Origin of the sequence: Cellvibrio zantedeschiae (assembly GCF_014652535.1) — a bacterium.
GTDB classification, from domain to species: domain Bacteria; phylum Pseudomonadota; class Gammaproteobacteria; order Pseudomonadales; family Cellvibrionaceae; genus Cellvibrio; species Cellvibrio zantedeschiae.
Genome location: NZ_BMYZ01000001.1, coordinates 2071655 through 2093072 on the forward strand (window position 1 = coordinate 2071655; position 21418 = coordinate 2093072).

The following is a 21418-nucleotide window of genomic DNA, read 5'->3' on the forward strand; positions in this document are numbered from 1 at the left end:
CGCCTATGAAATTATTCCCGTTTTCCGCCAGGGTTACTATCAGCCTCATAATAGCGGGAGTAATCGCAGTTTTTGCTACCTTTCCTGATACTTTTTTTCCACTTCTAAGTCTGGAGCGAGCCAAACTGGCTGATGGCGAAATTTGGCGATTATTCACCGGTAACTTTGTGCACTTTGGCTGGGCACACAGCTTGATGAATCTTGCCGCTTTTGCCATTTTTGTATTTGCACTGGCAACAAGCTTTTCAACCCCGCGTTTTATAGCACTGATTCTGTTCTGCTGCACAGCGGTTGGCTTGGGGGTTTATTACCTGAATCCAGAATATGAAACCTACGCCGGTTTATCAGGGGCGATTCATGGATTTTTTGTAGCAGGATTGCTCCTAAACAACCGCCACGCTTTTTGGGTGAATGGACTTTTAACGGCTGCGCTTTTTGGCAAAATTATTCTAGAACATCAACCAGGCTACCAAGCCACCGAACTGCAATCACTTCTACCTGTTGCTGTTGCTTACGACGCACATTTATACGGAGCCATAGCAGGATTAATTTTTGGCTTGGGTGGTTTATTTATCGATAAGTATCTGCGCAAGCGACATACTTAATCATTGGCATCCTCATCACCCAACACCATATTCCCACCCGCTTCTTTCCCTAATCGCAGTAAATGGGTAGCACTTTTGATTTGCGGATCAACACCATCTTGCATATGGTTACTAACGCCGGCGCTAAAATAAAGCCGTTTGGATTCGCCGTTAATCACACATTCTTCAGAAGATAATAGCTGCCGTACCCTGCTAATAAGGGAAACCGCTTTTTCATTGTCCAACCCCGGCAAGAGCACAAAAAAATCATCCGCATCCGCACGACAAATTAAAAAGCGTTCAAGCATATTATTTAAACACTGCGCCACATGTTTGAGCGCAAGATCACCGGATTCATGACCGTATTGTTCGTTAAAATCCCGGAAGTGATCTACGTTAATGACCGCTAGAGCCAAAGGCATGGATTTTTCCTGGGCGTTGCGATAAACCTCGCGCGCTGCGTTAAAAAAATGATGGCGATGATACAAACCTGTGAGGTGATCGCGCTGCGCTGCGCTGGTAATTTGCTCAACCAGTTCGAGATATTCAAGGTTGTGAATAATGCGGCAATAAAACTCTTCCGGGTGAAAAGGTTTGCGTAAAAAGTCGTTGGCGCCGTGTTTGATAAATTTAGCAGACAAAGCTTCTGTGCTTTCGCCAGAGACACCAATCATAATCAAATCAGTTTTGTCGTATTTGTAACGCAAGTTTTTAACCAATTCAAAACCGTCCATGCGCGGCATATTGTAATCGGTAATTAATAAGCGGACGTCCTGATTATCGAGCAGCACTTTAATTGCATCAACACCATCTTTTGCTTCCACTACTTGAAACAAGTGGCGGCGAAATAAATTGCTCACGTGCTTACGTGACATGTCGGAATCATCAACAACAAGCACTTTGATCTGTTCGTTTTTTTCCAGGCGATGAATTAAATCGACTGCCTTGTTGTAAGCGTAGCGCCCTTCTTTGGTGACATAATCCACTATGCCCTTGGCAAAAAGATGTTCACGTTTTTTTTCGTCGTAACTGCCAGTCAGCACAATCGTGGGGATTTTTTGCGAGAGAGCGTAGTCAACAATTTCGCCATCAGGCGCATCAGGTAAATTCAAATCCACCAGTGCTGCGAAAATATCCTGGGGATGTTGCTCTACAATTTCTTGAGCCTGAGCCATGTTGGCTGCGAATAGCGCCTGATAGTGCGGATACTGCGCCATTAAATGGCGCAGCACTTTAATGACCATATCACTGTCTTCTACGATCAGGACTTTTTTCATCAGCGAGCACTCTGGAATTTATTTGAATACCTTTGAGTGTAGCCAAACTTTGAAAAAGTGCTGTTAAATCAATAAGGCAGTAGTTTTAAGACCACAAAAACGCAGAAATTTTGGTGTTAAACAAGAAGCCACTAAAGACTTTCGTCGCTACCGGAGAGGCAATTGAGCCTGCACCGAAACAAACGTGCAACGGCAATAAATGCTCTTCACGCGGGTGACAAAAAAGCGCTTCGGGCGCATTTTTCCAGTCCACCAGACGTGCCGCTCTATCTTCCGCAGTTAAGCCATCCTGCGTAATAGTTTCCGTCAGCCAATCGTCAAAGTCTTCGCTTCTCGCTTGTGTTGAGGGATTCGCCGAGAAAAATGCCCGCATATTATGGAATGACATACCAGAGCCAAGAATCAGCACGCCTTGCTCGCGCAAGGGCGCAAGCACTTTGCCGAGCGCTATATGCGCAGCGGGATCAAGGCTTTTAAGCAGCGATAACTGAACAACCGGAATATTGGCATGCGGATACATCAACATAAGCGGCACAAAACTACCGTGGTCCAGATCGCGCGCAGCATCCAGACGTGACTTCAAACCCTGAGCTTCCAGTAAAGCTGCAATCTGTTGTGCTAATGCAGGATCGCCCGCAACAGGATATTTAAACTCGTAAGATTTCGGTGGAAATCCAGAATAGTCGTACAACATGCCGGGCGCAGGGCTATTAGAAATAGTCGCAATATTTTCCTCCCAGTGCGCGGTAATGACCACAATAGCTGTAGGTCGCGGTAAATCCGCACTTACTGACTTCATAAATGCGGTGAGCTCGCGGTGATTGGCCTCGCCTAACAATGGCATAGGCCCACCACCGTGGGGGACAAACAGTACAGGCATGATTTTATCGCTCATAAACACCTCTTCAAGATTGGTATTCACAGGATAATTAATATCACAGAAGAAATGGTTCGTATTTGACGATGGATTAAAACGAAAAAACGAATCAATCCGTCAGGGTCATGGCTGACTTGTTGTGTTCGCGCAGGGATTCGTAGATAGCAGCAGTGACGATGATTGCGCCGCCGACAAAAGTGGAAACATCAGGAATGCTGTGTAAAAAAATCACCCCGTAGATAACACCATAAACCGGTTGCATACAGGCAACCAAGCCGACTGTTTTAGCTTTGAGGTAACGGAGCGCGTAACCAAACAATGTATGCGAGAAAGCGGTGAAAAATAAACCGAGAATTAAAATTAATCCCCAATCCATGCTGCTGGGAACGTGCTTTGAGGAAAAAATAACTGGCGTCATTAGCACTGCAACAATGAGCACTTGATAACTCATAGAGCGGGCAGAAGATTGGCCACTAAACCAGTAACTCAATAGCAAATTACGCAAAGCGAAGGTAAATGCAGAAACAATCCCCCAGAGAACCCCTTGGGTCATGCTGTTGGCAAAATCAAATTCGGGCACGAGAAAATAAATACCGACCAGCACAAACATGCCGCTGGCAACATCGCCCCAATCTATTTTGGTGCCCCTGAGTAGCGGCTCCATAAATACTGTCATTACCGGGTACGCGTAAAGCGACAGCATGCCTACGGCGATATTCGATACTTGCATGGAATGAAAAAAAGTAATCCAGTGCACACACAGCAACACGCCAAGCACTAACATACGGCGATAATCACGCGCAGATTCAAGAGCCACATGACCTTCGCGCCACCATACCCAGGCGAATAAAACGCCTGCCGCAATCCAGGTGCGGTAGCCGGTAATATCCCACGCGGGTAAGTTGATAATCTGCGAAAACAGCCCCGTAGCCGCCATTAAAAATGCGCCTACGTGGAGAGTTATTAACGCCGACTTAGTGGATGACATGAATTAAACCGAATCAATTTTTTACTACATCCGTGCGTGTTGTTCGCGCGGTTTTCCGTTTATTAATACATTTTTATTAAGCACGAGGGCGACCGCCGCTGCGATGCCCACCACTGCGACTACCACCTGAACCACGACTGCCACCGCTGCGGTTTGTACGCGCACCAGCACGGGGGCGATCCTCACGCGAGCTTCTGGGTGCCGGCGGCAAATCAGGCGGAGTTAGCAACAAATATTCTGGTGGTTGCTCACATTTAATTTCTTTGCCCAACAACTTCTCGATGGGCTCAAGACGGAATGCATCGTCTTCACACGCAAAACTAATTGAAGTACCGCTCTTGCCTGCACGACCCGTACGACCAATGCGATGCACATAATCTTCTGGTTCTTCGGGCAAGGTGAAATTCACAACGTGACTAATATCGCTAATATGAATGCCGCGCCCCGCTACATCGGTAGCGACCAACACTTTCATATCACCATTTTTAAACGCGTCTAAAGTTGATACGCGTTTGTTTTGCGTGATTTCGCCAGACAACAAACCTGCGTTAACGCCATGACGAACAAGTTTCTCTTGCAAATCACGACACTCGTCGCGGCGATTCGCAAACACAATCATGCTTTCGGCATGTTCTTGTTGAATCAAGTTGTAGAGCAAGGTGTATTTTTCTTCTGTCGAAACCAAATACACATGTTGTTCAACTGTAGAGTTGGCAACATTTTCCGGTTGGATATCGATAGTGACTGGCTTGTAGGTCCACTGCTCTACCAAATTGCGGACATCATCGGTAAAAGTTGCAGAGAAAAATAACGTTTGGCGATCTTCACGCTTGGGTGCTTGACGAACAATTTGACGCACTTGCGGGATAAAACCCATGTCCAACATGCGGTCTGCTTCGTCGATAACTAGCACTTCTAGCTGATCGAGATACACATCTTTGTTGCCACAAAAATCTAATAGACGGCCCGGTGTCGCCACCAAAATATCTACCAGATCTTCATGCAGATGACGCTGCTGTTTAACGTAATCCATACCGCCAACCAGCGTGTGGATTTTTAAATCAGTGTACTTGCACAGTAATTTTGCATCTTCAGCAATCTGGATCACCAATTCACGAGTGGGCGCAATAATGAGCGCACGCGCCTCACCTGCGTAACGTTTTTCAGCGATAGGATTTTTAAGCAAGTCATCGATAATTGCCGTTAAAAAAGCGGCTGTTTTACCCGTACCGGTTTGAGCCTTACCGACAACATCCTTACCCTGTAAGGCATGAGGTAATGACTGAGCTTGAATAGGTGAGCAGTAAGAAAATCCTAAGTCAGCAACGGCGTGCATAATTTCCGGTGCTAAATCCAAATCCTGAAAGCGGGTTTTACCTGCAACTTCTTCAACAACAAAAGACGCGGGGTCCCAAGGTTCGTGTTTGACTGGAGCGGCTTTGCGAGCTGGGCGTTGGTTAGTTTGGGCAGGACGATCAGACTTGTTACGGGGCTTCTTATCACGGCTTGGATTATCGCGGCCTTGGTTGTCACGACTTTGATGATCACGAGAAGAATTGTGTTCACGAGGCGCGTTGGTTTTCTCAGATGACGAGTGCGATGAATGTCGTGAAGGCCGGTTGGATTCAGGCTTTTTTGCGCCCGCTCCTGAGTGTGTATTGCCGGTAGAAGATTGTGCTGCCGGGGCTTCATTTGCACCCATTAGCTTTTTAAAAAATTTGCCGATCAAGGTTATTTACCTAGCTGTATGAAAATCTAAAGAACTCTTCCGAGTATACATGATTAGTATGATAAATTGTCCGCTAAATGACGCCAATCGACGCAAAAAGCGGCAAACCCCGGCATTAAGCAGGAAATTTTCAATAAAGCCAAGCTTGCGAAGGAATAAGTGCATTAGTTACTCTCGCCCTATTCCAACCTCTACCCAACTACACAGGAACCAAGATGAGAATCCATAGCCTGCAACACGTCCCTTTTGAAGATATCGGCAGCCTGATTCAGGACGTAAAAGCCAGCGGCCACTCGCTGACCACGACCCATTGGTATAAAGGCGACTCAGCTCCTGAGTTGGAGAGTTTCGATTTGCTGGTAGTTATGGGTGGCCCCATGGGTGTTTACGATGACGACATCTATCCCTGGCTTGCGCCGGAAAAAGAATTTATTGCCAAGGCAATTGCAGCGGGCAAAAAAGTGATGGGCATTTGCCTGGGTGCGCAATTAATTGCCTGCGTATTGGGGGCACAAGTAACTCGTAACGTATATCGCGAAATTGGCTGGTTCCCCTTAGAAATTTGTGCTGACGCTAGCAGCCACCCAGTGGCAAAAATATTAGCGGAATGCAAATACGTTTTTCATTGGCACGGCGATACTTTCGCAATACCGCCGCAAGCACAACTTTTGGCCTCCAGCAAAGCCTGCGCGAACCAGGCCTACGTGATTGACAATCAGGTTTATGGATTTCAATTTCATTTGGAAACGACTGAGCAATCAGCCGCGGCGCTTATTAAAAATTGCGCAGAAGATTTGGACAAATCTACTTACGTGCAGAGTGCTGAAGAAATTATGAAAGACAAAGAAAACTTCATCGCCATTAATAAAGCTATGAGTGCGGTATTTAATCAGCTGCTGAAATAAAACGATTTAACAACTCGGGCGATGGCATAGCACAAACAGTACTTCGCCCCATCAATTTATAACGATTACGCGCAACCCAAAGATAAAGATTATCACGCAAAAAACGTGGCAATATTTTTGCTACATAAATCCAGCTTAAGTACCACGATAAATAAGAAGCTATGTGCAAAACCGCATCGCTTTTTTCATAGACCTTGTCGCCATCCAACAACAACATACTTTCATGGGTATCTAACGGCAAGCCTAACCAAGCTAGAATTTTTTGTCCCGCAGGTGATTGCACACTGCAAAATTTTAACTTTTGGTGCGGATCATTGCGAATCAAAAATAGCATATTGCGATTACATAAATTGCAAACACCGTCAAATAGAACTAACCTCTCAATTCCATCCAAAATTTTCGGCTTATCATGCATTTACACTTGAACTCCAAACATGCTCCCAACCAATCCTGTTAAACCCATAGCTAACGCCCCCCAAATGCACACACGCAAAGCGCCTTTATATAAGTTAGCTCCACCCACTTTCGCTGCTAGACCACCTAGAATCGCAAGCGCAACAAGCGAACTCAGTGCAACGCCAGGGATTATAAATTTTTCACTCACCAGCAGCACAACCAATAAAGGAATTAACGCACCTACTGCAAAAGTAGCGGCTGATGTTAGTGCGGCTTGCAAAGGTTTAGCTTGTAAAAATTCCACAATACCCAGTTCGTCGCGAGCATGGGCAGCAAGTGCATCATGGGCAGTGAGTTGTACAGCAACTTGATGCGCCAGCTCTCGCTCCAATCCACGCGCTCTATAGATTTCTGTTAACTCGCGTAATTCTGCTTCAGGATGCGCAGCAAGTTCATCTGTTTCACGGGCGATATCTGCAGTTTCCGTATCAGCTTGCGAGCAAACAGAAACATATTCACCTGCAGCCATGGAAAGAGAACCGGCAACTAAACCCGCAACGCCGGTTAAAAGAACTGCATTCACTGATGTTTGCGCTGCCGCAATTCCCATCATTAAGCTGGCGGTGGAAATAATGCCATCATTCGCACCAAGAACAGCGGCGCGCAGCCAACCAAGATGTTGGATCTTATGGTTTTCCCCATGTCGCTTTACCATTTGAAAATTCCGAGAAATAAATACATTGAGAAATATAAAAAATAGCAACCGGAAACAACAATGCTCGCCGGAGCGAGCATTGTTGTATTTTTATTTGGTCTTAGGTGGTAGCGGTTTTACATCTCCGCAGTCGCTAGATAACCATTTTCCAGATTGCGTACCTTCAATGGTTTGAACTTTTTTGTTAACTTCTGTAGTTACTTTTGTAGTGCCGGTGTAAGCCTTGTTGCTCTGAAAAACAATTTGTCCTTCTCCGTTCACCGGGTGTTCACCTTTGCAAGCAAAGGTTGATTTAAATACATTTGCAGAAACCTGCGTGACTTTCTGTTCGCAGTTTTCAGCCTGCGGCAATTCACCACTGTCAATCTGAGCTTGAGTTACACAAACCTTTATGATGGTGCCGTCTTTTGAGATGTGTAAATTTTGCGAGGTCATATCAATTCCTTTATCAGAAATTTTTATGCCTTGCTTAGCCATCATATCTTCCATCATTTTGCGCTGTTCCGGCGACATATTAGCCATTTGCTTTTTCATTTCATCCATGGCCTGGCTAACTTGTTCTTGTTGAACGCCGGTTATGGCGCCAATGCTACCCTCATTCAATTTGAAGGTGTGTTCCCATAAGCCCGGTTTCATATCAACTTGCACTGCATATGCATTAAGACTTAAGCCTGCGGCCACAATGAATCCTGCCAATGTAACTAGTTTCATAATCATCTCCCGTTGGTTTGCCCGATAGTTCTGTCCTGCAATACTTATCACGCTATTCTCAAACCATTATACAAGCGATAGCAAGCAGTTTTTAACATGCATAAAAAAGCCGCTATTAAAGCGGCTTTTTAAGTGGATTGTTGTTTTACTTAAGTAATTTGAGCAAGGTAGGCTCCATGGCTTTAGCCCAAATCTCATATCCCTTTTCATTAGGATGTAATAAATCAGGCATTATTTCCTTAGGCAAATTACCCTTGTCGTCCAGGAAGGATTTATTAATATCGAGGAAATAGATTTTCTTGTTATCTGCAAACGTGGAAATAATGGCGTTCACACGATTATTAATTTGACGCAGCTCACCTTCAGGTTTTTCATCACGCGGGAAAATTGCCAACAATAATATTTTGGTATTTGGTAAGCGCTTCTGCAACTCTTCTATGTCGCGCTTAATACCCGCAGCAGTCAATTCAGGCTTCTCCTGACGATGACCGGTATTGTTAGTACCAAACATCAACACAGCAACTTTCGGGTTTAAGCCATCCACTTCGCCATGCAGCAAACGCCACAATACGTTTTCGGTACGATCTCCGCCAAAGCCTAAAGCAACTGCATTATATTTTTCGTAATTATGATTAAAAACGTTAAAGCCATCTTTTTCCCAACCCTGAGTAATGGAGTCACCGATAAAAATAACCTGCGCATTTTTACGTACTTTAATTTCTTCGAGCTTTTGCAAGTGACGCGGCAACCACCAACTAATAGACCACCATTCATTTAACATGGAGGGAGTAACGGCTACTGTTTTATAATCGGGACACGTAACATTTGTGTTACCGGTTTTCTGGATATTTACATTCGCGATAGCAAGCTTACCCTCTCCACCTGTTTCAAGCGCAAAAGGTAAACGGACGCCAGAAAAATTATCACCGTCCTGCGCGAAACATTTCAGCGGAACACTTAAATGTTGCCAGCCTTTTCCAGCCAATTCCCGACCATCCAAAACATAGGGGATCTTCCGCTCGCAACTACTACCAACGCATTTAGCTTTAAAAGCCAAACCACCTTTGGCTAGCTCAATCACATTAAGATGAAAATTAACAACACCAGCTTGCATGTAATCAGCAAGATCAAGCGGTGCGTTGGCTTCAAAATTTAGCGCAGCTCGCCAGGAATCTTTCCATGCAAATGTCAATGCGTCGGCACTTGCAGACTTATCGGTTTTCGTAACGCTCACATCTGAGTTAGGTGCGGATGAACCTGCAATTTTGCTCACTTTTGCTGAGCTGCCTTCAAGCACTTGCTGGGCCACCGGGCTTTCAATAACTACACGAATATTGGGATTTGTTTGCCCAGAATATAAATTCAAACCTTGCGTCGTTGCCGCTTGATTAACATTTGATGATTTTTTCTCTACCGTTTTTTGCCCGGTATGATTACAAGACACCAAAACCAAACTTAAACAGCTGATAATCGCCGAACGCATCGCATAAGATCGCTTTTGCATACTTGTCTCCAATTATTTTTATGAATGATTTAAAGGTGGTTGAAAGTAAAATTCCCGCAGAGCGGGAATTTTGAATCATTTTATTAAACTCTAATTAGGTTTTTGCCACGCTTAGGCTTTTACCACAGTTTGTTTTTGGGTACCCATACCTTCAATACCCAACTCCATCACATCGCCCACTTCCAAATAAAGCGGTGGCTTCTGGCCAAGGCCAACTCCGGGCGGTGTACCGGTACTGATAACATCTCCCGGTTGCAAACTCATAAACTGGCTGAGGTAATGTACCAAAAATGCGGGGCCAAATACCATGTGTTTAGTAGAACCATTTTGGAAAGTTTTACCGTTAACTTTTAACCACAAATTCAAATTTAATGGATCGGGTACTTCATCTTTAGTCACCACATAAGGACCTATGGGACCAAAACTGTCGCAGCCCTTACCCTTATCCCACTGGCCGCCGCGCTCAAGCTGAAAATTACGCTCAGATACATCATTGATAACACAGTAACCGGCAATGTGATCCATTGCATCGTCTAATTCAACATAACTACAATGTTTGCCTATAATTATGCCCAGCTCAACTTCCCAATCCAACTTGGTAGAATTGCGTGGCTTAATTACATTGTCATTAGGACCGGTGATTGCACTGGTGGCCTTCATAAAAACAACAGGTTCATCCGGCACTGCCAAACCTGATTCAGCAGCGTGATCAGCATAATTGAGTCCGATACAAATAAATTTTCCCACGTTATTTACACAAGGACCAAAACGTACAGGATCAGCAACCAGGGGCAATGAACTACTATCAATGGCCGCAATTTTTTTTAAGCTTTCATCGGAAAGTGTTGCACCGTGTATGTCGCTGATGACATTTGATAAATCGCGAACATTTCCGTCTTTATCTAAAATTCCAGGACGCTCTTGGCCGGGCAAACCGTATCTCAGTAATTTCATCTTAACTCTCACAATTGCTTTGTATTTAGGATACGCAGGTTAGCAACGAGAAACAAAGCCCAACCTGCACACAAATTTATTAATTAGTCCAACCGCCATCGATCACATTAATCGTGCCCGTGGTAAATGCAGATTCATCGCTCGCCAAATAAAGCGCGAGCTGCGCCATTTCCATCGCGCTACCCAAACGCCCCATAGGTTGGCGCGCAACAAAATTTTTGTAGGCCGTTTCATAATCGCCGGTTGAATGAAGACGCTGCTCCAGTGACGGTGTGTGTACCGTGCCAGGACAAATGGCATTGCAGCGAATACCTTGTGCAACGAAATCAGCAGCCACCGCTTTGGTTAAACCAATAACCGCGGCTTTAGTCGCGCCGTAGGCACACCGATTTTGCACTCCTTTAATCGAGCCCGCCACTGAGGACATATTAATAATAGAGCCCCTGCCACGTGCAATCATATCCGGGAGAAAAGCGCGAATCGTGCGATACATGGAAGTAACATTTAAATCCATGGAAAAATTCCAGTCTTTCTCATCACCATCCAAAATGGTTCCGCTGTGCACATAACCTACGCAGTTAAATAAAATGTCTATTGGGCCAATTTCTTTCGCAAGTGCGATCACTTCTTCTGAATTTAAAACATCCAGCTTGCGAACTTCGCAGCCCGCAATATCTTTTAATGCATCAAGATTAATATCAGTTGCGATTACACGCGCTCCTTGAGCGGCGAATAATTCTGCGCTTGCGCGGCCGATGCCTTGGGCGGCGGCGGTGATGAGTGCGGTCTTGCCTTGTAGACGGTTCATGGTTTTGTCTTCTACTATTTGTTTTAAAGTAATTAGCAAATAATTTAAAAAACTATGCTATCTGCCTAACCGGCAAACAACTTGGTCCAATCGGTTCAAAAGATTTGTAAGTCAAAATAAATTCTTGATGGCCCAATTCCTCTGAAACGCTGCGCTTACCTGACGCAACATCAATTACATTTTGTAAAATTTCTGCACCGACTTCATCGAGCGTAGCTTCGCCTTCCAAAATACGGCCAGCATTTACGTCCATATCTTCGCTTAAACGACGATAGGTTTCTGGATTGGCGCATACTTTGATGACGGGAGAAATAGCGGAACCTACTACTGAGCCGCGGCCAGTAGTAAATAAAATGACATGGGAACCGCATGCAATTAGTTCGATAATTTCGGCATTATCAGAAATATTCGGGAAACCAAAACGCGGTTCACCATCGGGCACAACATCCAACAAATATAAACCGCCGGTGGGTGGAATATCGCCGGGTTTTATTAAACCACTAATTGGCGACGAACCTGATTTTGAGTAGGCACCCATGGACTTTTCTTCCATGGTAGTTAAGCCGCCGTCTGCATTCCCAGGGGCAAAACTGCCGAAACCCATAACGCGATAATAGTGTTCGGCTTTAGCAACACAGGCTTCAATTTGTTCGCCGAGTTCCGGTGTAATGGCACGATCTGCCATAATAGTTTCGCAACCAATTAGCTCACCCGTCTCTTCAAAAATACAGGTAGCATTGGCCTCTACCAAGGCATCAAAACAACGACCCACAGCAGGGTTTGCGCTAATACCGCTGGTACCGTCTGAACCGCCACAAATAGTCCCTACAATTAATTCACTTAATGCCATAGGTACGCGTGGTGTTTTATCTGCTTCAACTTTTATGCGTGCAACTGCTGCGAGCCCCGCTTCAATCGTTGCCTTGGTTCCGCCCGCTTCCTGGATGACTAATAATTCTGCCGGGCGACCACTGGCTCGAATTTCTTTTAATAATTTATCGCGATTCATACTTTCACAACCGAGCGAAATTAATAATGCACCGCCGACATTGGGATGAGTGGAAACCGCACGCATCATTTCATAAGCATATTGGTTAGGGTAACAACCGGGAAAGCCAATTAAATGCACGTCCATATCATTTGCGAGGGTTACAATTTTGCGCGATACGTGATGCGCACACTCAACCAAATAAGCTACGACAAGGACATTGCGAATTCCTTTACGTCCATCCTGACGAGCGTACCCTTGAAAACTTACCGCGGTGTTCATTAAGACTCACTCCTGTCTTTATTTTGACGAGTACGTGTATGGCTTGGAATATAATCACTTTGCATATTGTGCATGTGCACGTGCTCGCCCTGCGCGGCCGCTTGTGTCATTGAACCAATAGGTGCACCGTAACGATAAACTTTTTCCCCCACATTTAATGGCTGGCGCGCAAGTTTATGCCCTACCTCTATAGTTTGATTTATATGCACAGATTCACCATCAATATGAACAACATCCCCCGCACTAATTTGTGTTACACACACCAAAATATTATCGTCAGGATGCAACAAAATGACGGGTGTGATTTTTTTTGAATTTGTCATCAATCTACTCGTTTAAAAAGGTGTTGGGGCATCAGGGTGAAGTAAATTGCGCTCACGTAAACGCTGCCAAAATTCTTGCGGAATGGAATAATTCATCCAAATAATTGCTTGCTCAACTTGCGCAGGTGATGCCAATCCAGCGATAACAGAACATACTTGCGGGTGCGCGCCAGGAAACTGCAGTGCAGCAGCAGGAAGTGGAACAGAAAATTCTGCGCAGATAATTTCTAATTGCTTGACGCGCTCAATAATGTGCAGCGGCGCTGGTTCGTAATTGTAATAAAAAGGCCCAGCTCCACTTACACCCGAAGCGAGTATTCCAGAATTAAAAGGCCCGCCTGAAATGATTGAGACTCCGCGTTTTTTGCACAGCGGAAAAAAAGAGTCGCATGGACTTTGTTCTAATAGCGAATAGCGCCCCGCCAATAAAAACCCATCAAAATCGCCGTGCGCTAATGCCTGCTCACACACTTCCCATTCGTTGGTTCCAAGACCAATTGCTTTCACAACGCCTGCCGCACGCAGTTCATTCATGGCGCGATAACCGCCCTCAAAAAATTCGCGGAAATGTTGTGCGTGCTGCTCGCCATGAGTGAGCGAACCTAAATCGTGGGCAAATAAAATATCGATGTAATTTGTTTTTAGCCGCTGCAAGCTGGACTCAAACGAACGCATAACCGCATCGTAGGAATAATCAAAAACAGGTTCCAACGCAGGCGTATCCACAAAGCCATGCCGAATGGAATCGCTAGATGTTGTAGGCACCAGCAGGCGCCCAACTTTTGAAGAAATAATTAATTGCTCCCGCTTGGCCGCTAGCTGGCTACCAAGACGAGACTCACTCAAACCAAAACCATAGTGGGGTGCCGTATCAAAATAATTAATACCGGCATTAAGTGCAGCGTCCAAGGTTGAGTCAGCTTCTGCATCCGTCATTGCCCGGTACAGATTTCCCAAGGTAGCAGCACCAAAGCCCAAGGTCGGCATAGGCAAAGAGGTGTTTCCAAAACGTTTGGAACTTTCGGAAGGACCCATGGGATCTAACATATTCAACTCTCACGCCTTGTTTTTATAATTAAAAAAAGCTTTGCCCATAAAATAAATTTTAACCCATTATAGTCAAAGTTAACATATCCCCCTATGGGAATTGATGTAAAAAACAGTCAATAAAAAAGGCGCCTTAGCGCCCTTCGTTACTCAGTGCATCCGCAATTTTGCGGGCCGATATTTTGAGCTTTTCGATCACCTGCTCGTGGGTAACAGCTTGCGCTTTAATCGTTATGAAAGGCACATTGAGTACCGCTGTAGCGCCATTCAAACCCAGGATGGGCACACAAAGATCTGTTACACCCTCCACGAAATCACTCGCCGATTGAACGAAACCACGCTCCACCGCAACTTTGGACCGCTGCAAAAAATGCTGGATAAGCTCTGAGTCTGCTGAGGCGCGCAATTGTGGCAACCAGCGAGCCTGGGTTTCCTCGGGCGCATAGCCATAGAGCATTAACCCGGAGTTGGTATCCACCAAGCGACGGCGATAACCCACACGCACAGAGAAACCCAAATCCATTGGGCTTTCAATACGCCCCACCACCACAATTTGATCTCCAGACGGCACCACCAAGTGACAGGATTGCCCCAACTCACGTGCCAAATCTTTCATAACAGGCAAAGCAGTTTCCAGCAAAGAGCGCGCTGAACCCTGGGCGATACCCAAAGTGAATAATTTATTCGTTAAGGTGTAACCATCACGGCCATCTGGTGATGATTCTATGTAGCCACGAAATTCCAGCGCCAACACCATGCGGAATAATTCGCTAACAGAACGACCCAAAGTCACGGCCATTTGTGACGTGGTCATGGGCGCGCCATTACGCGCTAGAAGTTCAAGAATATCCAAGCCTTTTTCAAGCGCTGGAGCACGGTATTTGCGATCGTTTTCATCTGCCGATGTGTCTATAGTAATATTATTATTCATAGTAAATTTTTAAATATAAATAGTTAACCTATATATGAAAGAAAATTCAAAGTATCAGATGCGTACTTTTTGAACAAGTAAAAATGCCCCGACCCCAAGTTAAAAACGGTAAAAATTTTTTGCTGTTGTTCCAAATATTTCATCCAGTTCGGTTGCTGATGCGACAGGTAAAATTTGTTTTGCCAAAGTGAGCCACTCATCATAATTTCCGTGGTTGGGTGCGAGATTTAACACCGGCCAATCGCTTCCCCACATCAAACGCTCTGCGCCAAACAAGTGATAGAGGTGAACAATATAGGGGCGCAAATGATCAACTCCCTGTTCCATGGATGCTTCCGTAAGCAAACCCGATAATTTGCAATAGACTTGCGGCAACTCCGCCAATGCTGCAATTGCTTTTGCCCATGATTCAAAACCCTTAGCTGCAATAGCAGGTTTAGCCGCATGATCTATCACAATCGCGAGTTTCGGATGACGCCGCGCAAAAATTCTCAAATATTGTAAATGACGCACATGCACCAACGCATCCAAACTTAAATTGCACTGCTGCATTTCTGCAATCGCAATTTCAATATCCGGGCTCAAAATCCAGCTATCTTCCGGCAAACTTTGCAACATAGGGCGCAGACCGCGCATTTTAGGATGCTGCGCCAAATTACGAATTCGCGGCACCGCTGTGATTGATTTCAAATCCACCCAACCGACAACAGCTTTAACTAAATCCGATTCATTAGCGAGGCGCAGCAAAAAATCTGTGTCAGCATCACTCTCTTGCGATTGCACAAGCACACTGCCCGTAATCCCCGCAGCCTTGGTTAATGGCTCTAAATCGACTGGATTAAAATCGCGGTAAATTGCCGTTAAATCTGCAGTGGGCCAGCGACAATCGTTTTCGCCAATTCGCCAAAAATGTTGATGCGCATCTATCACAACAAATCCCTGTGTTTAACCCTTTATTTCGCGCTGATAACATGAGCGCGCAAAAACTGCGATTACCGCAAAGGAAGCCAGGGGAATCACCACTGCAGTATGTATGCTGGAGATATCAGAAACAAAACCCATCACCGCCGCAAGAATGGCGCCGCCAATAATTGACATTACCAATAATGACGAGCCAGCTTTAGCCTGCTCGCCTAAATTTTTAATCGTTAAGGCAAAAATAGTAGGAAACATCAGCGACATAAAAAAGCTGGTAGCAACAAGCGCAAGCATACCTACAAGATTAGGGCTTACAACTGCAAGGGCACAGAGCACAACATTCGCAATCGCGTAGATAAACATTAATAAACTCGGCTTGATGCGCGCCATAAGTGCAGTGGCAAAGAAGCGTCCAATCATAAAAATGACTAAAGATGCGAGTAAATAATTGGCCAATATTTTTTCGCCTGTACCCGGCAGCGCTTGCTGACCGTAGCGAATCATATAACTCCACAAACACACTTGCGCGCCAACATAAAAAAACTGCGCAGTTACACCAAACATAAATTGGCCACTAGCCAGCAGATTTTTATAATCGTTCCAACTCACCGATTCGCCAGCTGAAGATTGTGTGGCAACTTTAGGAAACCTTACTAACAAAACCACAAATGCCCACAGAAACACCAGTGCACCTATCGCCAAATAGGGCCCTTGCACCGCATGGGATTCCGCTTGATAAAACTGCTCCAATGCCGCCGGAGCCATAGCGGCCAAATCTGCCGCACTCGGTTCATGGCCAGACAAAATAAATTCACGGCCAATAATAATTCCTGCAATACAACCAAAAGGATTAAAAGATTGCGCGAAGTTTAAACGACGCTCTGCAGTAGCAGGATCACCCATAGCGACAATTAAGGGATTGGCAGACGTTTCCAAAAAAGCCAAACCACTGGCGATTACAAAAAGCGCACCCAAAAATAAATTGTATTCGCGCTGCGCCGCCGCCGGGTAAAACAGAAACGCACCAAAAGCGTAAAGCAACAAGCCAGTGACTACCGCTGCTTTGTAACTGTAACGGCGCATAAAGAGAGAAGCGGGAATAGAGAATACAAAATAGCCGGTATAAAAAGCAGATTGCACTAAACCTGATTTCAAATCGCTTAAGGAAAAAATTTTTTTAAATTGAGCGATTAAAATATCGTTGAGGTTATTAGCCATTCCCCATAAAAAGAACAGGCTAATAATGAGGATCAACGGCAGTAAAACGGATGTAGCTTTCTCGTTATTATTCATAAGTTTTTACCCGCGAGCGGAAGCTCAAACACTTGTTATTGTCAGTTATAGCAGCGGACGCATGGCGTTGAGTATACAATACCGCCAATTTATATGTAAAAGATAAATTACATATAAAATCATGCTAACATAAGGTCATTTATACCATAACACAAATAATCCTTTAGATAACAAGCCTATGATCCTTGCAAATATCGATGACTATCGGGAACTTGCCCGCCGCCGCCTGCCCCATTTTCTATTTGAATACATAGATGGCGGCGCTTTTAGCGAAACCACCTTGCGCAGTAACGCCAATGACCTGCAAAAAATCCTCTTACGCCAGCGCGTCTTGCGCGACGTCTCCGAGGTATCCACAGCAACGACGCTCTTTGGCCAGAAGCTGGCAATGCCTATTGGCTTGGCACCCGTGGGCATTGCCGGTTTGAATGCCCGACGTGGTGAGGTACAGGCTGCGCAAGCCGCTGAAGCAGCAGGCGTGCCTTTCTGTCTTTCTACGGTTTCGGCTTGCTCGATTGACGAGGTTCGTGCGGGCGTAAATAACCCCGTCTGGTTTCAGCTGTACATGATTCGCGACCGCGGCTTTTTGCGTGAAATGCTTGCTCGCGCAAAAGCGGCCGGAACCAATACCTTATTGTTCACTGTGGATATGCCTGTGCCCGCTACGCGTTATCGCGATATGCGCTCCGGCCTTTCCTACGGCACCATGTTTCAACGCAAATTAACGCGATCACTACAAGTTTTACGCCGCCCTCAATGGGCATGGGATGTGGGTATATGTGGACGCCCGCATAGCCTCGGTAACATTGCGCCTGTATTGGGCGAGAACGCTGGTATAGATGAATTCTGGGCGTGGCTCGGTAAAAATTTTGACCCCACAGTAACCTGGGCAGATATAGACCGTATCCGCACCGAATGGGATGGCCATTTTATTATCAAAGGTATTTTGGACCCCGACGATGCAAAGCAAGCTGCCAACATAGGTGCAAACGGAATTATTGTTTCCAATCATGGTGGTCGTCAGCTGGATGGCGCCAGTTCGTCTATTCGCGCGCTTCCAAAAATCGCCGATGCAGTTGGTGATGATGTAACCCTGTTAATGGATAGCGGTATTCGCAGCGGTTTGGATGTGGTACGAGCATTGGCACTCGGCGCCAAAGCCGTAATGATTGGGCGACCCTGGGTTTACGCATTAGCTGCAAGACAAAAAACGGGCGCGAGTGAAATATTGCAACTATTTGCCAACGAAATGCGCGTTGCCATGGCTTTGTCAGGCTGCACAAAGATCTCCGATATTAATCGGGATATGATTGAATCTATAGATTAAATTTGAGCAATAAAAAAAGGGAACATAGTTCCCTTTTTTAAATTTTAATTGAACATCACTAAAGACTTTTTGGATCTATCCACAAGTCTGCGCGATCAATAGGTGTTTCCTTGGAATTGAATGGATTGTCCAACGGAATCACCAAACGATTTTTCAAATCACCTTTAGCAATGGCTTCCTGTACGCTAGGTGCGGTTAAAAAAACTTTTTCGAAAGAGCCATCCGCAATCGCGCGGTTTAAACCCAACTCCAAATCACGTGCCAGTGCCTTATTTTTTTTGCTTACAAATAAGTAGAAATCCATTTTGTAAACCAGCATTAAACGTTTTTCTACTGTCAGGTTTAACGCGGGGCGCTTTTCAACTTCACTAAATGGCTCGAATACAGCGCGAGGAAAAGCATCGAACCGACCACCATCTAACATATGAAACAAGTTTTGGTATTTTGTGGTTTTGACAACTTTCAAACCATTAGCTTCCAAAACTTTGGTATCAATCCAGGCAGTGCCCTGCCCCAACGGAATTTGGCGCAAATCATTGATGTCTTTTACCTTATCAAATTTAGCCTGGTCACCTTTGCGAATAATCAGGAACCTGTGGCCTAACAAACCTTTAAACATAGGGATTCTTACAGGCTCAACCGATTCTTCCAATTCCTTACTCGTTCCCGCCCACATAATATCCAGCTGCCCATTAAGCGTATCTTCCACAAGACGAGTCTGGGTCATATCCTCGGCAACTGGCTGAAATTCTACTTTGCGGCCCAAGTGTTCAAACGCCAATTTAATCATACTGGCCATATAAGGCCCGTTGGGGTCGGCATCTGACAAATTGATTTTATAAGTTTCTGCGGAAGCAGAAGAAAGGCTCACCATCATCAAGGCGACGATAGATAATAAGGTTGAAAACAATTTACCCATTTTTACGCTCATTACGAACAACCCCAAAGTTACATGCTTAAAGTATAGCCAGATTAAATCCATCTCGAGTTTAGTTTTGCTAAGAATCGGGTTACATATCTGAACAAAAAAAAACCCTCTGCGGCTGGCGACAGAGGGTCCTTATAGTCACGATGAACTTAATTACGTTGAATCTTATAGAAGCTTAGTACACTTTTTCCAAGCGCGTAATTATTTTACTTTATAGGTTGCCATTCGCACTTTTAACACATGTGGACGCTTCGCAAAGTTCAACCCCCAATCTGTCTGGTCGCCATTCCAAACTCGCTCCATCACCCATTTACCCTTTTCAAAATGACCTTCTTCAATACGGTCAATCATGTATTTTGAATCTTTAATTTCGGTAGAAGGCTTAAATTCAACACGAGCTTTAAATGCAGTAACCAAATATTCATTCTCACTCAATTGCGCGATTAAGGCGCCGCCGCTGGCTACATCATTTCCTACGGGTGGCGATGTAAAAAACATCGGGCGACCATAGGTCACTTCTGCATTCCACCTACCTAAATCTAAAGTCTGCGTTACAGCTTCTGCAATTTTTTTACTAGCGGCTTCTTTTTCCTCTTTGGTTGCATCAGGCTTCGCCGCCAATTTTTTAAGCGCATCAGTAGTAACAGGCTCTGACGCTCCCCATACATTATTTTCAAAACTTAATTTAGCCCACTCGCGAGCCATAGGTGCAAGTACGCGATAGTGTTGCGCAAAGTTTTCGATGGTTTCTTCATCATATTTATCTGCACCAAGGGGATAATTCACGTAATCAGTGTCGTCCATACCAAAAGGAGCAAAACCCACGGCGCCTTTACCAAGAGCATCAAAAAAGTAGCGCGCATAAGGTTGGCTGTTTCCAATTTCGGGAACAAAAAGTGGATTGTCGTTACGTGAATATTGTTCCAACCATTTCAACACTGTTTTGTGATCTGGATTATAAATATCCGGAGCTACTGCATCCAAACTTGGTGCTGCTGCTTTCCAAATGTGAATTACATTATCAGTTGCACCACCTTTCTCCCAAAAGGTTGGGTTGAAAGGATCGCGCAAAGCAACATTGGTATACATGGGTAAGGGTTTGATTGCTTTACCTGCAGAAGCTAATTCCTCGCAAAATTTGGCAATGTAATAGGCATGGAAAAATTCATCCGCATCTTTACCAAAAACTTCTGGCCAAGTGCCTGCCTTAACGCCAATTTTTTTAACGAGTTCTGCAGGAATTGGAGCGTTAAATACAGCATTTGCCATAGTGGAATAATCGCGGTCTGCACCCCAGGTGCCAGCTTCGTTTTGTACCTGTACCATGATGACTGTATTTTTTTCATCTACTTTTTTCAAATGCGTCATCAATTGTAGAAACGCCTTTTTATCAGCCGCAAGCGTATTTTTTCCCAAGGGCGATAACGAATTCAAGGTGTCGCCGGTTTTGGTAACTACGCGTGGAAAACGTTCGTTATTTAATTTAACCCATGCCGGAGTGTAGTGCGGTGCATTATTTTTCCAGCTACCGAACCACAATAAAACCAAACGTGCATTATGTTCACGCGCTTGCTGCAACAATGTATCAACATAAGAAAAATCAAACTTGCCCTCAGTCGGTTCAATTTGTTCCCAGGCAACAGGAATTTCCAAGGTGTTGGCGTGCATTTTTTCAAAACTTGGCCAAACATATTTTAAGGTGTCTGGATAATTGCTGGAGTTATTTGCCTGCATAGCCAACATTAAAAAAGGTTCGCCATCTACCATGAGCGCATGGCGACCATTTTTAGAGACAAATTCCGGAGTTGATGCTGCTTGCGCACCCATTGAATTCAGCATAAAACCGAATACCGCCACAGCAGAAATAAGGGTTCGACGGAGACTTAACAACTTAAACATAGAGACCTCGGTTGGATGTTTTTATTGTTGATGA

At 44.9% G+C, this 21418-nt stretch carries 21 protein-coding genes; 3 read left to right on the forward strand and 18 right to left on the reverse strand.

Going from position 1 to position 21418, the window contains the following annotated elements; translation table 11 throughout:
* Positions 1-5: 5 nt before the first annotated feature.
* Positions 6-605, forward strand: coding sequence for a rhombosortase (rrtA, locus tag IE104_RS09210; protein ID WP_189417701.1), 600 nt, complete (start codon positions 6-8; stop codon positions 603-605).
* On the opposite strand, the gene IE104_RS09215 is transcribed toward rrtA, so the two are convergent.
* From IE104_RS09215 to rhlB, 4 genes are all read right to left on the reverse strand, one after another.
* A complete protein-coding gene (locus tag IE104_RS09215) occupies positions 602-1861 on the reverse strand; it encodes a response regulator (protein ID WP_189417703.1) in 1260 nt (419 codons plus the stop codon). The genes rrtA and IE104_RS09215 overlap by 4 nt on opposite strands.
* 85 nt (positions 1862-1946) lie before the next feature.
* A complete protein-coding gene (locus IE104_RS09220) occupies positions 1947-2756 on the reverse strand; it encodes a DODA-type extradiol aromatic ring-opening family dioxygenase (RefSeq protein WP_189417704.1) in 810 nt (269 codons plus the stop codon).
* Between the two features lie 91 nt (positions 2757-2847).
* Entirely contained in the window at positions 2848-3726 is an 879-nt protein-coding gene (locus tag IE104_RS09225; protein ID WP_189417705.1) for a DMT family transporter, read from the reverse strand.
* A 76-nt stretch (positions 3727-3802) separates the two neighbouring features.
* A complete protein-coding gene (gene rhlB, locus IE104_RS09230; RefSeq protein ID WP_229837753.1) occupies positions 3803-5455 on the reverse strand; it encodes an ATP-dependent RNA helicase RhlB in 1653 nt (550 codons plus the stop codon).
* Between the two features lie 215 nt (positions 5456-5670).
* On the opposite strand from rhlB, the gene IE104_RS09235 reads away from it, so the two are divergent.
* Positions 5671-6360 (forward strand): type 1 glutamine amidotransferase, encoded by a 690-nt coding sequence (locus tag IE104_RS09235; protein ID WP_189417707.1) that lies wholly within the window; start codon positions 5671-5673, stop codon positions 6358-6360.
* Here IE104_RS09235 and IE104_RS09240 read toward each other — a convergent pair.
* From IE104_RS09240 to fucP, 12 genes are all read right to left on the reverse strand, one after another.
* Positions 6341-6775 carry a thiol-disulfide oxidoreductase DCC family protein gene (locus IE104_RS09240; protein ID WP_189417708.1) on the reverse strand — a complete coding sequence of 145 codons (435 nt, stop codon included), beginning with the start codon at positions 6773-6775 and terminating at the stop codon, positions 6341-6343. The genes IE104_RS09235 and IE104_RS09240 overlap by 20 nt on opposite strands.
* Entirely contained in the window at positions 6776-7471 is a 696-nt protein-coding gene (locus IE104_RS09245; protein WP_189417710.1) for a VIT1/CCC1 transporter family protein, read from the reverse strand.
* Between the two features lie 90 nt (positions 7472-7561).
* Positions 7562-8233, reverse strand: a complete 672-nt coding sequence (locus IE104_RS09250; RefSeq protein WP_189417712.1) for a DUF3617 domain-containing protein — start codon at positions 8231-8233, stop codon at positions 7562-7564.
* A 94-nt stretch (positions 8234-8327) separates the two neighbouring features.
* Complete coding sequence (locus tag IE104_RS09255) at positions 8328-9686, reverse strand: putative glycoside hydrolase (RefSeq protein ID WP_189417714.1); 1359 nt, start codon at positions 9684-9686, stop codon at positions 8328-8330.
* A gap of 111 nt (positions 9687-9797) precedes the next feature.
* Positions 9798-10640 carry a fumarylacetoacetate hydrolase family protein gene (locus IE104_RS09260; protein ID WP_189417716.1) on the reverse strand — a complete coding sequence of 281 codons (843 nt, stop codon included), beginning with the start codon at positions 10638-10640 and terminating at the stop codon, positions 9798-9800.
* Between the two features lie 79 nt (positions 10641-10719).
* Positions 10720-11448, reverse strand: a complete 729-nt coding sequence (locus tag IE104_RS09265; protein ID WP_189417717.1) for an SDR family oxidoreductase — start codon at positions 11446-11448, stop codon at positions 10720-10722.
* A 52-nt stretch (positions 11449-11500) separates the two neighbouring features.
* Positions 11501-12718, reverse strand: a complete 1218-nt coding sequence (locus tag IE104_RS09270; protein ID WP_189417719.1) for a UxaA family hydrolase — start codon at positions 12716-12718, stop codon at positions 11501-11503.
* A complete protein-coding gene (locus IE104_RS09275) occupies positions 12718-13041 on the reverse strand; it encodes a UxaA family hydrolase (RefSeq protein WP_189417721.1) in 324 nt (107 codons plus the stop codon). Before IE104_RS09275 ends, IE104_RS09270 begins: the two co-directional genes overlap by 1 nt.
* A gap of 12 nt (positions 13042-13053) precedes the next feature.
* Entirely contained in the window at positions 13054-14088 is a 1035-nt protein-coding gene (locus IE104_RS09280) for an aldo/keto reductase (protein WP_229837754.1), read from the reverse strand.
* A 133-nt stretch (positions 14089-14221) separates the two neighbouring features.
* Positions 14222-15019 (reverse strand): IclR family transcriptional regulator, encoded by a 798-nt coding sequence (locus IE104_RS09285; protein ID WP_189417723.1) that lies wholly within the window; start codon positions 15017-15019, stop codon positions 14222-14224.
* Between the two features lie 99 nt (positions 15020-15118).
* Positions 15119-15949: an amidohydrolase family protein gene (locus IE104_RS09290; protein WP_189417725.1), complete on the reverse strand. Its 831-nt coding sequence runs from the start codon at positions 15947-15949 to the stop codon at positions 15119-15121.
* Positions 15950-15964: 15 nt separating this feature from the next.
* Positions 15965-17230: an L-fucose:H+ symporter permease gene (fucP, locus tag IE104_RS09295; protein WP_189417727.1), complete on the reverse strand. Its 1266-nt coding sequence runs from the start codon at positions 17228-17230 to the stop codon at positions 15965-15967.
* 178 nt (positions 17231-17408) lie between these two features.
* Between fucP and IE104_RS09300 the strand changes: the two genes are divergently transcribed.
* On the forward strand, positions 17409-18557 hold the full coding sequence (locus IE104_RS09300; RefSeq protein WP_189417728.1) for an L-lactate dehydrogenase: 1149 nt from the start codon (positions 17409-17411) through the stop codon (positions 18555-18557).
* Positions 18558-18615: 58 nt separating this feature from the next.
* Here the strand turns inward: IE104_RS09300 and IE104_RS09305 are convergent, their stop codons facing one another.
* The gene (locus IE104_RS09305) at positions 18616-19488 is read right to left on the reverse strand and encodes a substrate-binding periplasmic protein (RefSeq protein ID WP_229837755.1); all 873 of its coding nucleotides are present in this window, start codon (positions 19486-19488) and stop codon (positions 18616-18618) included.
* A gap of 198 nt (positions 19489-19686) precedes the next feature.
* Positions 19687-21384, reverse strand: coding sequence for a DUF5597 domain-containing protein (locus tag IE104_RS09310; protein WP_229837756.1), 1698 nt, complete (start codon positions 21382-21384; stop codon positions 19687-19689).
* Between the last annotated feature and the right edge of the window lie 34 nt (positions 21385-21418).

What these genes read in the sequence shown, in the direction of transcription:
- rrtA (WP_189417701.1), top strand. Translation starts at nt 6, where the DNA reads ATGAAATTATTCCCGTTTTCCGCCAGGGTTACTATCAGCCTCATAATA.
- IE104_RS09215 (WP_189417703.1), bottom strand. Translation starts at nt 1,861, where the DNA reads ATGAAAAAAGTCCTGATCGTAGAAGACAGTGATATGGTCATTAAAGTG.
- IE104_RS09220 (WP_189417704.1), bottom strand. Translation starts at nt 2,756, where the DNA reads ATGAGCGATAAAATCATGCCTGTACTGTTTGTCCCCCACGGTGGTGGG.
- IE104_RS09225 (WP_189417705.1), bottom strand. Translation starts at nt 3,726, where the DNA reads ATGTCATCCACTAAGTCGGCGTTAATAACTCTCCACGTAGGCGCATTT.
- IE104_RS09235 (WP_189417707.1), top strand. Translation starts at nt 5,671, where the DNA reads ATGAGAATCCATAGCCTGCAACACGTCCCTTTTGAAGATATCGGCAGC.
- IE104_RS09240 (WP_189417708.1), bottom strand. Translation starts at nt 6,775, where the DNA reads ATGCATGATAAGCCGAAAATTTTGGATGGAATTGAGAGGTTAGTTCTA.
- IE104_RS09245 (WP_189417710.1), bottom strand. Translation starts at nt 7,471, where the DNA reads ATGGTAAAGCGACATGGGGAAAACCATAAGATCCAACATCTTGGTTGG.
- IE104_RS09255 (WP_189417714.1), bottom strand. Translation starts at nt 9,686, where the DNA reads ATGCAAAAGCGATCTTATGCGATGCGTTCGGCGATTATCAGCTGTTTA.
- IE104_RS09260 (WP_189417716.1), bottom strand. Translation starts at nt 10,640, where the DNA reads ATGAAATTACTGAGATACGGTTTGCCCGGCCAAGAGCGTCCTGGAATT.
- IE104_RS09265 (WP_189417717.1), bottom strand. Translation starts at nt 11,448, where the DNA reads ATGAACCGTCTACAAGGCAAGACCGCACTCATCACCGCCGCCGCCCAA.
- IE104_RS09270 (WP_189417719.1), bottom strand. Translation starts at nt 12,718, where the DNA reads ATGAACACCGCGGTAAGTTTTCAAGGGTACGCTCGTCAGGATGGACGT.
- IE104_RS09275 (WP_189417721.1), bottom strand. Translation starts at nt 13,041, where the DNA reads ATGACAAATTCAAAAAAAATCACACCCGTCATTTTGTTGCATCCTGAC.
- IE104_RS09280 (WP_229837754.1), bottom strand. Translation starts at nt 14,088, where the DNA reads ATGTTAGATCCCATGGGTCCTTCCGAAAGTTCCAAACGTTTTGGAAAC.
- IE104_RS09285 (WP_189417723.1), bottom strand. Translation starts at nt 15,019, where the DNA reads ATGAATAATAATATTACTATAGACACATCGGCAGATGAAAACGATCGC.
- fucP (WP_189417727.1), bottom strand. Translation starts at nt 17,230, where the DNA reads ATGAATAATAACGAGAAAGCTACATCCGTTTTACTGCCGTTGATCCTC.
- IE104_RS09300 (WP_189417728.1), top strand. Translation starts at nt 17,409, where the DNA reads ATGATCCTTGCAAATATCGATGACTATCGGGAACTTGCCCGCCGCCGC.
- IE104_RS09305 (WP_229837755.1), bottom strand. Translation starts at nt 19,488, where the DNA reads ATGAGCGTAAAAATGGGTAAATTGTTTTCAACCTTATTATCTATCGTC.
- IE104_RS09310 (WP_229837756.1), bottom strand. Translation starts at nt 21,384, where the DNA reads ATGTTTAAGTTGTTAAGTCTCCGTCGAACCCTTATTTCTGCTGTGGCG.